This window comes from Halarchaeum salinum, from assembly GCF_039520965.1.
In the GTDB taxonomy this organism is placed as follows: Archaea; Halobacteriota; Halobacteria; order Halobacteriales; family Halobacteriaceae; genus Halarchaeum; species Halarchaeum salinum.
Window position 1 is genome coordinate 184,714 of the sequence record NZ_BAAABL010000042.1, and the last position, 11,924, is coordinate 196,637.

Below are 11,924 nucleotides of genomic sequence, written 5' to 3' on the forward strand. Positions count from 1 at the left end.
TCATGGAATTCGCAGACCGCATCACGCGTGTCGAACCGAGCGCGACGCTCGCGGTGAGCAACCTCGCGAAGGAACTCGAAGCCGAAGGCGAAGACGTCGTCGACCTCTCCGTCGGCGAACCCGACTTCGACACCCCCGAGAACATCGTCGCCGCCGCCGAGGAGTCGGTCGAGCGCGGCGACACGGGGTACGCCCCGTCGAACGGTGTCCCTGCGCTCCGCGAGGGCATCGCGGAGAAACTGCAGGCCGACGGCCTCGACTACAACGCCGGGAACGTCATCGTCACGCCGGGTGCAAAGCAGGCGCTCTTCGAAACCTTCCAGACCATCGTCAACGACGGTGACGAAGTCGTCCTCCTCGATCCCGCGTGGGTCTCCTACGAGGCGATGGCGAAGATGGCGGGCGGCGACCTGACGCGCGTCGATCTCTCGGAGCACGACTTCCAGCTCGAACCCGCCCTCGATGACCTCGCCGCGGCCGTCAGCGACGAGACGAAACTCCTCGTCGTCAACTCGCCGAACAACCCGACGGGCGCGGTCTACTCCCGCACGGCCATGGAGGGCGTACGCGACCTCGCCGTCGAGCACGACATCACCGTCGTCTCGGACGAGATCTACCAGCACATCAACTACGGCGCGGAGCACGTCAGCCTCGCCGCGCTGGACGGCATGTACGAGCGCACGGTCACGATCAACGGCTTCTCGAAGGCCTACTCGATGACCGGCTGGCGACTCGGCTACCTCGCCGCCCCCGCCGATATCATCGCTGAGGCCGGCAAAATCCAATCGCACTCCGTTTCCTCCGCCACGCACTTCGTCCAGTACGCGGGCGTCGAGGCCCTGGCGAACACCGAGACGGCCGTCGACGAGATGGTCGAGGCGTTCGCGGAGCGCCGCGAGTTCCTCCTCGACCTCCTCGCCGAGCACGGTGTCGAGCCCGCCACGCCCGACGGCGCGTTCTACATGATGCTGCCTGTCGACGACGACGACCAGTCGTGGTGTACGAACGCCCTCGAGGACGCACACGTCGCCACCGTCCCCGGCTCCGCGTTCGGCGCGCCCGGGTTCGCCCGTGTCTCCTACGCGAACAGCAAGCAGCGCCTCGCCGAGGCCGTCGAGCGCCTCGATTCCGAGGGCTACCTGTAAGAGCTAGCAGCGCTTTTCATGCCGGCCCGCGTCCCACACGGGACGTGAACCCCGGTACGTACACGCTCCTCCTCTCGCTCCCGACAGCCGCGACGATCACGTTCGGTGCGGCCGGCGAGCGCTGCCTCGATCCGGGCTGGTGCGTCTACACCGGATCGGCGTTCGGTCCCGGTGGTCTCTCGCGCGTCGAGCGCCATCGCCGCGTCGCCGCGGGTGAACACGACGTGCGCCACTGGCACATCGACTATCTCACCAGCCACCCGGAGACGCGCCTCGACACAGTCTACGTCACGGAGCACGCGGACCGCGAGTGCGAGGTCGCCCGAACGTTGAACGACGCGGGCGAACAGATCCCCGGTCTCGGCGCGTCGGACTGCGACTGCGAAACGCACATCGCGTACGCGGCGGAGCGCGAGACGCTGGCGGCCGTCGCGGGCGAGGAACACGAGGCGGTGTGGTAGGCGGCAGAAGAAGTCGCGTGACTGACCGAGTGCCGGCGGCGCTCGGTGTCAGTCGAGCGCGACCCAATCGGTCGGCGCGTCGGTGACGCCGCGAACGCGCGCTTCGCGGCCGCCGCCGTCGGCGAGACGGATCTCGACCATCCCGTCGAAGAGCTGACTGATGGTGTTGACCTCTTGTTGGTCGTGGCTGTCGGGGTCGATGGCGAAGAGCCCGAGCCAGTCGCGACTCTGGATCTGGCTGGTGAAGACGTGGAGGAAGCGAAAGAGCCGCTGGAGGTCGACGTACATGAGGAGGGGCGAGAGCGAGTCGAAGCCGACCCGAACGCGCCCGAGGTCGGCCTCCTCGGCCTCGCGGGCGATCTCGGAGAACTCGATCCCGATCCCGGTGAGATCGCCGGGCGAGGAAACGTCGTGGACGTGCGCGCCTTCGACGTCCATGCTGTCGCCGACGCAGTCGATGATCCGGAGGAAGTCGCGGCCGCCGCTCGGGTGGATGTCCCGATAGTCGTCGACGACGTCATCGGCGGGGTTCCGGGAGGTCACGATAACGGACCCCTCCCCCTCGCTCGCGCCCCGGGCGAGCAGTTTCAGCAGAAGCTGCCGCTTGCCCGACATGGCCGGGCCGCTGACGAGTAGGTTCGTACCCGGCTCGACCTCCGTGAGCAACTCGGGCGGGAGGGCATCGTCGATCTTGTATGGCATATCTGCTGGGTGTACCGACATCTCCTCTCGATGCTGTCCTTGGGTGGTCTATGCCCAGCCGACATAAGTATGTGCGGGATAGCGGCCGAACGGTGGACATTCACGTATGGACGCCGACTCCGGTTGCCGCAACGGAGCCGACGAACTCGTTGAACGACGCGACGTCCTCGTCGGTGCCGGCGACGACGAGGCGGTCGTCGGAGTGGAACTCGAAGTCGGGCGAGAGGTCGGTTCGGACCGTCCCGTCGCGCTCGACGGCGACGACGGTACAGCCGGTGCGCTCGCGGACGTCAGCGCCCGCAAGCGTGCGCCCGGCGAGGTTGGGGGCGTCCGTATTGACGATCGTGACGCCGATATCGAGGCTCATGACGTTCTCCCCGAGGACGGTGTCGGCGAGCATCCGGCCGCTGACGGTCGCGAGCGCCATGACGTAGTCCGCGCCGGCGGCGTACACCTTCGAGGCGGCGTCGGCCTCGTCGACGCGGGCGACGATCTCCACGTCGCTCACCTCCTCACGCGCGACGAGCGTGGCGAACACGGTATCGGCGTCCTCGCCGAGCGCGAGGACGACTGCGGCCGCCTCTTCGACGCCGGCTTCGGCGAGGACCCCCGGATCGGAGACGTCACCGACGACGTCTACCGCACTCCCGTCCGTGACGTCGACGACGGTGTTCTCGACGCCGCGGCTGTCGAGGACGTTCTTGACGGTCGAGCCGACCCCGCCGTGGCCGGCGATAACGACGGGCCCGTGGGCCCGCGATCGGTGTTCGGCGGTCGTCTCCCCCTTCAGCGATTCGAGGTTCGACTCGGCACCGGCGACGAGCAGAACAGTGTTCCGGTCGATGGGGCGCTCGGGGTCGGGACCGCCGACAAACTGGCCCTCGAACCACGCGCCGACGACGTTCACGCCCGTCCGTTCGCGGATCCCGCTTTCGGCGAGCGTGACGCCGTCGAGGTCGCTCCCGGCCTGGACCGGCAGCTCGGCGACCACGAAGTCCTCGCTGATGGAGACGGTCTCGCCGAGGTCGGCGCTGACGGTCGCGGTCACCTTGTCGGCGAGTGAACGGCCGAGGATGTCGTGCGGGCTGAGCACCTCGTCAGCACCCGCGTATTCGAGGTACGTCCCGACATCGCTATCCTGCGCGAAGCTGACGATCCGGACGTCGTCGTCGACATCGCGCGCGGAGAGCGCCATCATCGCGTTCGCCTCGTCGGTGTCGTCGAGGACGACGCTGTGCGCGGCGGCGACGTTGGCCGCTTCGAACCCCACAGTCGTCTCGGGGTTGGCAAAAACGACCGAGCGGCCGGCTTCGTGGTGGCGGCGGGCAGCCTCCCGGTCGTCGACGAGGATGACGTACGGGACGCCGGCGGCGACGAGCTCGTCGATGAGCGTCTCGCCGCGCGCGGAGAAGCCGGCGACGACGACGTGGTCGGTGAGGTCGCTCGACGTCGGCGGATCGACTTCGAGGCGGCGCTCGACCCACGGCGCGGCGAACAGCGGGAGGGTGAGCACGAGGAGGACGAGACCGGTGAGCTGCATCAGCATGACGAGGACGTTCATCGGGGCCGTCGCCCACGGTGCGTCCTCACCGTATCCCGTCGACGTGAACGACTGTACCGTCACGCCGAGGGCACGAACGAACGTCACCGGCCGCCCTTCGAGGTGCGCCATCCCCCACTGATAGGCGAGGGCGTACGCGGCCGTGACCGTCACGAGCAGGGCGACGTAGCCTGCGGCCCGTCGCTGCTGGGCGTTCATCCAGGCGGGGAATAGCGCGGCAATCGTATAACTCCGTGCCCTCACCGAAGCCCAAAACGCCCTAAGGGCCCCCGGTCGAACGGACGGTATGGTCACGAAACTCCGCGTTCACGGAATGGGTTGTGACGGCTGTGTCGACATCGTCTCCGGCGCGCTCGCCGAGGCACCGGGTGCTGGTGACGTCGACGTCGATCTGGCGTCCGGCGAGGCGACTGTCGAAGGGGACGTCGATCCCGACGAACTCGTCGGGAAGGTCGAACGCGCCGGCTACGACGCCGAGGTAGTCGGTTCGGAACCCGTAGCCGACGACGAAGAGTAGACGCGACTGCGCGGCCGACCGACCGATTCTCCCGAACCGTTGCCACCTGGCGGAGTGACGGCCATCTCCCTGCCGAGGGGTCCGCCAATCGGCGACGATGACCTGAAGCGCAACTCGCAGTTACCTTCAGGTAACCTCCTCACGGAGCCGTTACCGAGGTACTATGGTGGTGGCGCACCTTCTCTCAGGTACGATGAACGAAGAGACGATCCAGGACCTCCCGCCGAGCGCGAAGCTCGTCCTGAAGGTGCTCGAGTACAACGGTGGGCTGACCCAGAAGGAGATCGTCGAGAAGTCGCGGCTCTCCCAGCGGACCGTTCGGGACGCCCTCGAACGCCTGCAGGAGAACGGCGTCGTCCAGAAGGACATCTACATCCCGGACGCTCGGCAGAATCTCTATCAACTCGACGTCGAGACGGACGCGGACGCGGAGACGGCCGACGACCAGAGCGCCGCGCTCCTCGATTAAGGCGTCGCTTCGGTACCGGCTTCGAGGTGTTCGTCGCCCCACTCAGCGAGTGCCAACACGACTGTTTCCAGCGACTCGCCCGTTTCGGTGAGTGAGTAGCTCACGCGGATCGGCTTCTCCTCGATGACCTCCCGGTCGAGCAGGCCTTTCGCCTCAAGGTCGTCGAGACTCTCGGAGAGCACCTTACTGGAGATACCGTCGACCTCGTCCTGGAGCTCGTTGAACCCGGACGGCCCGTTGACGAGCAGCCGGTGGATGATGACGGGGTGCCACTTCTTGCCGATGAGCGTGGCGGTCGCGGTGATGGGACACCAGTCGTCCCCGGGGCACTGGATTTCGAGCCGCTCGGTTTCGCTCACACGTACGTTGGTGACCCCGAGCGAAAAAAAGGTTACCTCCAGAAATCGGGTTACTTATCGGTAGTCTCACCCGGTGAAGCACACCGTTCTTATTCGCGGATCGCCACGTGGACGTATGGAGAACGTCACCGATCGGACGAGTAACCCGTTCGGGATGCACCCGGACGCGGAGACGTATGTTCCCGGCTACGGCGACGCGAACGCGGACTTCCACGTCATCGGCGACCACCCGGACGCACACGGGGGCGCGGACACCGGCGTCCCGTTCACTGGCACGAACGCGGCCGTCCGCCTCCAGCACGCCCTCGCGGCCGTCGGCCTCGTCGGCGACCCCGGCGAGACACCCACTGTCGACAACCTCTTCGTGTCGTATCGGCACATGGGCGTTCCCGACGGGAAGCCCGACGCCGCCGACTACGCGGATATGGAGCCGTTCTTCGACGCGGAGCTGCGCGCGATCACCGCCCACGTCCTCCTCCCTGTCGGGCGCGCGACGACCGAGCACGTCCTCGAACAGTACACGGCGCGCCGCGGGAAGGTCGACACGAGCGACATGGCCGCGATCCACGGCGAGGAGATCCACGGGAGCGGGTTCCTCGTTGTCCCCGTCCGCGACCCGCGCGAGTGGGAAGACGGCGACGCCGAGACGCTCGTAACGGCGCTTGACGAGCTCATGGATCGCGACTACCGGCGCGAATCCGACCTCGGCCGCTTCCTCACGGGTCCCGACCCGTATCTGGTCCGCTGAGCCGGCCGACCGGCCGGTTTTTTGTGGCGTCACCGCACAGTCGGTGGCGTGCAACGCGGGTCCGTCGCGCTCGTCCTCGCCGTCGGCTGTACCATGACCGGCGGCCTCGTCCTCGACGCCGGCGGCGTAATCGCCGGCGCGACCGTCTACGGCTACACGTACAGCGAGCTCCTCGGCCGTGCGCTCGTCGCATGCGCCGTCGTCTGTGGCTGTTACGGCGCGTACGTGCTCGTCGGCTCGTACCTGCTTCGACGCACCGCGAACAAGGTCGAGCGACACAAGCTCCGCTCGGTTCTGCGGTTGTGCGCCGTCGTCATCGGGACGATCGCGGTGTTGGGCGTCGTCACCGATCGCTGGGTGCCGGCACTCGTCTCGCTCGGCGTCGCCGGGTTCGCCGTCACGTTCGCCCTCCAACAGCCCCTCCTCTCCCTCTTCGGGTGGATCTACATCATGGTCAAAGAGCCCTATCAGGTGGGCGATCGGATCGCCATCGACGGCTCGACGGGCGACGTGATCGACGTCGACTTCCTCGTCACGACGCTGTGGGAGGTCGATGGCGGGCTCGTCGCCTCGAATCAGCCCTCCGGGCGACACATCACGGTCCCGAACAGTGTCGTGCTCGCGACGGGCGTGACAAACTTCAGCCGCGAGTCGTTCCCCTACGTCTGGAACGAGGTGGCAGTACAGGTGGCTTACGAGACCGACCTCGACTTCGCGAGCGAGCAGATGCGCGCCGTCGCCGGGGAACTGCTCGGCGACGAGATGGCGCACGCCGTCGCCGACTACCGCGAGCAGCTCGCGGAGACGCCGGTTGAGCTCGAAGTGAACGAGCGTCCGAGCGTCAACGTCGAGCCCGAAGGGACGTTCATCACGCTCCGCCTGCGCTATCTCGTCCCACCCAAGCGCGGACAGCAGACGAAGAACGAGCTCTATCGGCGGATCCTCGAACGCTTCAATGAACATCCGGATCGCGTCGCGTTCCCGCTCGGGCGCAATCGCTGACGGCGCGGGTCGGCGGCGAGAAAAAGGCGAAACGGTGTGTCGGGACGTTACCGCTTGCGGGCGGCGACGAGCGCCGCGCCGGCGAGGGCGACGAGCGCGAGGCCGACACCGAAGCCGGGCGAGGAGCCGCTACTCGTCTCCTCGGTACTCGACGTGGAGGACTCCTCCGCCGTCGAGGTGCTGGTGGACGTCTCTTCAGTCGTGGACGTCGTCGCGTTCGTCGTGGTGGTGGACGTCGTCTCGTTCGTCGTGGTGGTGGACGTCGTCGCGTTCGTCGTGGTGGTGGACGTCGTCGCGTTCGTCGTGGTGGTGGACGTCGTCGCGTTCGTCGTGGTGGTGGACGTCGTCGCGTTCGTCGTGGTGGTGGACGTCGTCGTGGTCGTCTCGTTCTCCGTCGTCGCGTTCTCGATCGTCAGCGACGTGGTGGCCTCGCTCCCGCTGGACTGCGGGTTGATGTCGGCCGTGACGTTGTACGACCCGGTCGCGTCCGGGTTCGTGACGTTGTCGTAGACGAGGACGACCTCGTCATCCGCGTAGAGGCTGTACGAGCCACCGAGGTTGAACGTGACGGTCCCGCCGTTGTTACTGACGGAGACGTCGGAGAGGTCGTCGGAGACGTTCACGTCGACGGCCGCGCCGGAGGCGTTTCCGTCGCGGTCGATGCCGATCGTCTGGACGTCGGCCGCGCTGACGTTACTCGCGTCAGCGCCCGTGTCCGTGTAATCAACGGCGAAGCCGTTCCACGAGGACGTGTTGAGCGTGCTCCCGACGGTCTCGGTGACGGTGTGCGTCGAGACGTCGCCGGGCGTGCTCGGCTCCGCGGAGATCGTGGCTGTGTTCGCGGCGGCGGCGAGGCCCGAGGCCCCGACGACGACGGTGAGTGCGAGGAGTGCAGCGATGATGCTGCGTGAGATCCGACTAGTCATACTGTACAATATGTTGACTGCCGGGCGTAACAAAGTCGTTACGAAGCCCGATGACCACCAGCGCGGCCACCCCGCGTAGCTACTGTCCGGAATCGCCGTCGCGCCATTCGGCCGCGAGCGCCCGCGCGTCCGCCTCCGTCTCGCACGTCTCGCGACGGTACGCCTCGCCCTCTGGTGCCTGTCGGAGCCGGTCGTACGTCACCGCCCACGCGCCGGTCGCGGTCTCGCGCAGCGACACCACGGCGTCGCCGTCGGCGCGCTCCCAGCGCTCGCCCACGTCGGCGGCGGTTGTGTGCCACTCCATCAGTAGCGGTATTCGGCCTCGCGCAGTTGCGTGTACTTCCCCTTCCGGTAGCGGAACTTCGCGCCCTTGTACGCCTTGTAGAGCCGGATGCCGTCGAGGCCGACGCTCGCGTTCTTGCGCGTGACGATCTTCCCGGAGTCGGCGGAGTCGAGCATCTGCCGGCAGACCCGGAAGGTGGTGTCCCACTCGTCCGGCCCGTAGTCCGCGACGACGTCGGCGATGGCGACGTTCCGCAGGATCTCGTCGCCGATCGCGTCCTTCCACGCGTCGTTGTAGGCCTCCAGACGATCGAGCGCGGCGAGCTCGCCCGCGAGCTTCCCGGTTCGGATCGCGACGTGGTCGCCGCCCTCGTGGAACGCCGAGGTGGTGCCCATCGCGCCGCCGACGACGGCGATCCCAGCCGCGGTCGGCGAGTCGATCGGTCGCGTCGAGGAGATCGAGTACGTCTCCGTCCCCTTCGACTTCCCGTACCCCTCCTCGACGACCGGGAAATCCGCCTCGATGTCGTACTCGTCGCCGTAGAGGTCCTCGAGGAGTCGCCGAATGTACTCGCTACCGTTCGGGATCGACTCGTCGTCCTCGCGGAGGAGGCGATAGTCGCTTTTCTCGACCTCGTCGATATCCATCCCGATCGGCATCGTGAGCCCGACGCGTGCGACGTTGTCGGCGTTCGGGAACACCCACGGGTACGCCGTCTCGCCCGGCATCCACCCCCACCAGAACTTGATGCTGTGCTGATCGAGGACGCCCTCGGGGAACGTTCTGTACTCCTGGTAGGCGATGTGGTTGGTCTCCGGTGGGCTCAGACGCTCGCTCGCGGACTCGTCGTCGGGGAGGAACCGATCGAGGACGGGGATGGTGACGCGGCGCTGCGGGCCGTCCGCGAGGATCACGAACTCGGCGGTCCACTCCTCGCCGTTCGAGAGCGTGAGCGTGTGCTCGTGGCCGTCCGAGAGATCCGTCTCGACGCCGGTGACGCTGTTCCCGACGCGGTAGTCCGCACCCGCCGCCTCCGCGCGGTCACGGAGCCAGTCGTCGAGTTTCGCGCGCTGGAACGTGAAGCCGAAGCCGTCGTACGACGACTCGATCCCGGTCCGATCGACGGTGACCGACTCCTCGGGGCCGATGAACTCCGCGTCGTCGAGTTCACGCTGGACGACGCCCTCGGGGAGGTCGTCCACGTCGAACCCCGCGATGTCGACCCAGTAGTCGAGGAACCCGGCGGCATCGGTCGAATCCGGTCCGAGGCGGTCCCGATCAGCCCGCGGGACGCCGGACTCGAAGACGACGGTCGAAGCGCCTTCGGAAGCCGCGCGCTCGGCGGCCGACGTGCCGGCGGGCCCACCGCCGACGACGGCCACGTCTACGTGGTTCATACCCACGTTCAGAGTTCGCGCCGACTAAAAGGCTTCAACTCGCGGCGGGGAAACCACCGACGAGCGCGGACCCGCATCGACTCGTCGCCGCGATCACCGGCAGGGAACGCTGCCCACACCGGCCCCGCCTTCTCCCCCGTCCCCGAAGCAGCGGAAAACACCGCGACAGGGGGTATACCGTATGAATCTTCTGCCCACGGCCGAAAGGACTAATCCGACCCCACTCTTGCCAATTTGTATCATGGCAACCGACGCGGACGGTCTGCGCGAGGTCTTCGAGACTATCGCGGACACCGACGAGGTCGTCGAAGAACAGCGCGAGGCGATCAACCACGGAGCCGGGGTCGACGACGAGAACGACGCGATCGCACACGCCATCGACGACGGGCTCAACGGAGCCATCGAGGGCCAGGAAGCCGGTGGCGGCGCGTCGTTCGAGTAGCGCAGCAGCCCGCGGCGTAGCACTCATACGCGTCGACACCCACCGGACGGATATGCGCGTGGAGAACTCCTTCATCGCGGCCGACGGCGTCGGCGAGCGCACCGAGCGCTCGCTGTGGGCGGACGGGGTCCGCCACTGGGACGACTTCGACCCCGACCACCTCGGCGAGAAGACGGGGCGCGCGGTCGCGGACTACATCGCGGACGCGCGCGAGCGCCTCGCGGTCGGCGACGCCGACTTCTTCGCGGCGACGCTCCCGAGCGGCGAACTCTGGCGGACCTACGAGAACTTCGCCGACACCGCCTGCTTCTTCGACATCGAGACGACGGGCCTCGACGCCGCGACGAGCGACGTGACGACGGTTAGCTTCCATCGGGGCGGCGAGACGACGACGCTCGTCCGCGGCGACGACCTCACCGCCGGGAACGTCCGTGCGGAGCTCGACGCCGCCGACCTCCTCGTCTCCTTCAACGGCAAGCGCTTCGACGCGCCGTTCCTCGAGGGCGCGTTCGACCTCGACGTCACCACCCCGCATCTCGATCTCATGTACCCCTGCAAGCGCCTCGATCTCACGGGCGGGCTGAAGGCCATCGAGGACGAACTCGGTCTCGGGCGTGAGGGTGTCGAGGGCGTCGACGGCCGCGAGGCCGTCCGCCTCTGGCGGCGCTACGAGCGGGAGAACGACGAGGCCGCACTCGATCGGCTCGTCGAGTACAACCGCTACGACGCGGCAAACCTTCAAACACTCGCCGAGCGCGTCACCGCGTCGCTCCACGAGCGCGCGTTCCCGACCGACGGCCGCTCGACACCGTAGCGTTTTCGAGAGTAGCGTCCCTCAGATCTCCCTATGGCTGCTCGCCCGCCCGCGAACGACGACACCGACGACGAACCGACGGTCGTGACGTTCGGCATCGCGGCCGTCGAGGAGTTCCTCGACGGTGCGGATTTCTCCTACCCCGTCGACCGGCAGACGGTCGTCGACACCACGGGCGATCCCGAGATCCCGGTCGACACCAGCGGGCGCACGCTCGCGCTCTCGAAAGCCCTCGAACGGACAGAGCAACGGCGCTACGAGTCCCGTCGCGATCTGCTGAACGCACTCCACCCGGTGTTCGAGGACGCGCGCCAGTCGGGCTCCGGCGGGATCGTCGGCTTCGTGCGCTCACTCATCCCCTCCTTCTGACGCGCCGCACACTTCTTCGTCGCGGGACGCCTCTCACCGCTCGTGATCGTCGTCGACATCACCTGTCCGGACTGCGGGTGCGTGGACACCGTCGAGAAGCGCGCCCTCGACGCGTACTACTGCCGCGCGTGCGAGCGGACGTTCGACACGAACGCGGTCCGGTAGCCGTGCGCGTACGAGTATCGTCGCAGGCAGCTATCGCGAACGTCGTTCGTGAGTGATCAGTCTCGAACTATCAGTCGCGGTCGTCCACGACGCGCCCGAACAGCGGCGCGACGGTGTCGGCGACCCCGTGCTCGGCGAGGTGGAGGTGGCAGCGTCCCCCATCGGTCGCGACGTGGGAGAGGAAGACGTGGAGGAACCGGAAGAAAGCGCGTTCGTCCGCCTCGTCGGCGAGCGGCGGCACCGCGTCGAGACAGACATGGTACGCGGGCGTCTCGCCGATCGACGAGAGCGTGCTCGTCGCGTCCGAGACCGCGATCCCGAGCTGTGACGGGGTCATCCCGGCGAAGACGCCATCCTCGTACCAGTCGTCGACGTCGGCGATCGGGGTCTCGTCGAACAGCCCGCGCAGCCGATAGTCGGCATCGGTGGCGAGCGCCCGACACGTCTCTTCGTGGAAATCCGTCTCACGGCCGACGAGCAGGACGGCGTCCGACGGGGGTCCGTCGGAGTCGCCGGGTTCGTCGTCCACCGTGGGTCGGTTCGGGGGGAGTGTCACGGTGGTAC

General features: G+C 67.6%; 17 protein-coding genes. 10 read left to right on the forward strand and 7 right to left on the reverse strand.

Going from position 1 to position 11,924, the window contains the following annotated elements; all coding sequences use genetic code 11:
- The first annotated feature begins 2 nt into the window (after positions 1-2).
- Together ABDZ36_RS06755 and ABDZ36_RS06760 are read left to right on the forward strand one after the other, a co-directional pair.
- Positions 3-1,145 carry a pyridoxal phosphate-dependent aminotransferase gene (locus ABDZ36_RS06755; RefSeq protein ID WP_211311301.1) on the forward strand — a complete coding sequence of 381 codons (1,143 nt, stop codon included), beginning with the start codon at positions 3-5 and terminating at the stop codon, positions 1,143-1,145.
- 44 nt (positions 1,146-1,189) lie between these two features.
- The gene (locus ABDZ36_RS06760) at positions 1,190-1,606 is read left to right on the forward strand and encodes a GIY-YIG nuclease family protein (protein ID WP_211311302.1); all 417 of its coding nucleotides are present in this window, start codon (positions 1,190-1,192) and stop codon (positions 1,604-1,606) included.
- A 48-nt stretch (positions 1,607-1,654) separates the two neighbouring features.
- On the opposite strand, the gene ABDZ36_RS06765 is transcribed toward ABDZ36_RS06760, so the two are convergent.
- Positions 1,655-2,308, reverse strand: coding sequence for a DUF7504 family protein (locus tag ABDZ36_RS06765; RefSeq protein WP_211311303.1), 654 nt, complete (start codon positions 2,306-2,308; stop codon positions 1,655-1,657).
- A 100-nt stretch (positions 2,309-2,408) separates the two neighbouring features.
- Positions 2,409-4,067: a potassium channel family protein gene (locus ABDZ36_RS06770; RefSeq protein WP_211311304.1), complete on the reverse strand. Its 1,659-nt coding sequence runs from the start codon at positions 4,065-4,067 to the stop codon at positions 2,409-2,411.
- An 88-nt stretch (positions 4,068-4,155) separates the two neighbouring features.
- Between ABDZ36_RS06770 and ABDZ36_RS06775 the strand changes: the two genes are divergently transcribed.
- Positions 4,156-4,386, forward strand: coding sequence for a heavy-metal-associated domain-containing protein (locus ABDZ36_RS06775; RefSeq protein ID WP_211311305.1), 231 nt, complete (start codon positions 4,156-4,158; stop codon positions 4,384-4,386).
- Between the two features lie 193 nt (positions 4,387-4,579).
- On the forward strand, positions 4,580-4,855 hold the full coding sequence (locus ABDZ36_RS06780) for a winged helix-turn-helix domain-containing protein (RefSeq protein ID WP_211311306.1): 276 nt from the start codon (positions 4,580-4,582) through the stop codon (positions 4,853-4,855).
- On the opposite strand, the gene ABDZ36_RS06785 is transcribed toward ABDZ36_RS06780, so the two are convergent.
- Positions 4,852-5,214 (reverse strand): winged helix-turn-helix transcriptional regulator, encoded by a 363-nt coding sequence (locus ABDZ36_RS06785; RefSeq protein ID WP_211311307.1) that lies wholly within the window; start codon positions 5,212-5,214, stop codon positions 4,852-4,854. The two genes, ABDZ36_RS06780 and ABDZ36_RS06785, sit on opposite strands and share 4 nt — an antisense overlap.
- Before the next feature lie 115 nt (positions 5,215-5,329).
- Here ABDZ36_RS06785 and ABDZ36_RS06790 point away from each other — a divergent pair, with 115 nt between their 5' ends.
- The gene (locus ABDZ36_RS06790) at positions 5,330-5,962 is read left to right on the forward strand and encodes a uracil-DNA glycosylase family protein (protein WP_211311308.1); all 633 of its coding nucleotides are present in this window, start codon (positions 5,330-5,332) and stop codon (positions 5,960-5,962) included.
- Between the two features lie 93 nt (positions 5,963-6,055).
- Entirely contained in the window at positions 6,056-6,964 is a 909-nt protein-coding gene (locus tag ABDZ36_RS06795; RefSeq protein WP_211311481.1) for a mechanosensitive ion channel family protein, read from the forward strand.
- 47 nt (positions 6,965-7,011) lie between these two features.
- On the opposite strand, the gene ABDZ36_RS06800 is transcribed toward ABDZ36_RS06795, so the two are convergent.
- From ABDZ36_RS06800 to ABDZ36_RS06810, 3 genes are all read right to left on the reverse strand, one after another.
- On the reverse strand, positions 7,012-7,890 hold the full coding sequence (locus ABDZ36_RS06800) for a PGF-CTERM sorting domain-containing protein (protein WP_343749252.1): 879 nt from the start codon (positions 7,888-7,890) through the stop codon (positions 7,012-7,014).
- 79 nt (positions 7,891-7,969) lie between these two features.
- A complete protein-coding gene (locus ABDZ36_RS06805; protein WP_211311310.1) occupies positions 7,970-8,194 on the reverse strand; it encodes a DUF7543 family protein in 225 nt (74 codons plus the stop codon).
- The gene (locus ABDZ36_RS06810; protein ID WP_211311311.1) at positions 8,194-9,570 is read right to left on the reverse strand and encodes an FAD-dependent oxidoreductase; all 1,377 of its coding nucleotides are present in this window, start codon (positions 9,568-9,570) and stop codon (positions 8,194-8,196) included. The genes ABDZ36_RS06805 and ABDZ36_RS06810 overlap by 1 nt, the downstream gene beginning before the upstream one ends.
- 241 nt (positions 9,571-9,811) lie before the next feature.
- Between ABDZ36_RS06810 and ABDZ36_RS06815 the strand changes: the two genes are divergently transcribed.
- The 4 genes from ABDZ36_RS06815 to ABDZ36_RS06830 are packed head-to-tail and all read left to right on the forward strand — an operon-like array spanning position 9,812 to position 11,360.
- Positions 9,812-10,012: a hypothetical protein gene (locus ABDZ36_RS06815; RefSeq protein WP_211311312.1), complete on the forward strand. Its 201-nt coding sequence runs from the start codon at positions 9,812-9,814 to the stop codon at positions 10,010-10,012.
- Between the two features lie 52 nt (positions 10,013-10,064).
- Positions 10,065-10,826, forward strand: a complete 762-nt coding sequence (locus tag ABDZ36_RS06820; RefSeq protein ID WP_211311313.1) for a ribonuclease H-like domain-containing protein — start codon at positions 10,065-10,067, stop codon at positions 10,824-10,826.
- 33 nt (positions 10,827-10,859) lie between these two features.
- Positions 10,860-11,195, forward strand: coding sequence for a DUF5789 family protein (locus ABDZ36_RS06825; RefSeq protein WP_211311314.1), 336 nt, complete (start codon positions 10,860-10,862; stop codon positions 11,193-11,195).
- A 42-nt stretch (positions 11,196-11,237) separates the two neighbouring features.
- Positions 11,238-11,360: a hypothetical protein gene (locus ABDZ36_RS06830; protein ID WP_343749253.1), complete on the forward strand. Its 123-nt coding sequence runs from the start codon at positions 11,238-11,240 to the stop codon at positions 11,358-11,360.
- A 70-nt stretch (positions 11,361-11,430) separates the two neighbouring features.
- Here the strand turns inward: ABDZ36_RS06830 and ABDZ36_RS06835 are convergent, their stop codons facing one another.
- A complete protein-coding gene (locus ABDZ36_RS06835; RefSeq protein WP_343749254.1) occupies positions 11,431-11,889 on the reverse strand; it encodes a DUF7504 family protein in 459 nt (152 codons plus the stop codon).
- Positions 11,890-11,924 lie beyond the last annotated feature (35 nt).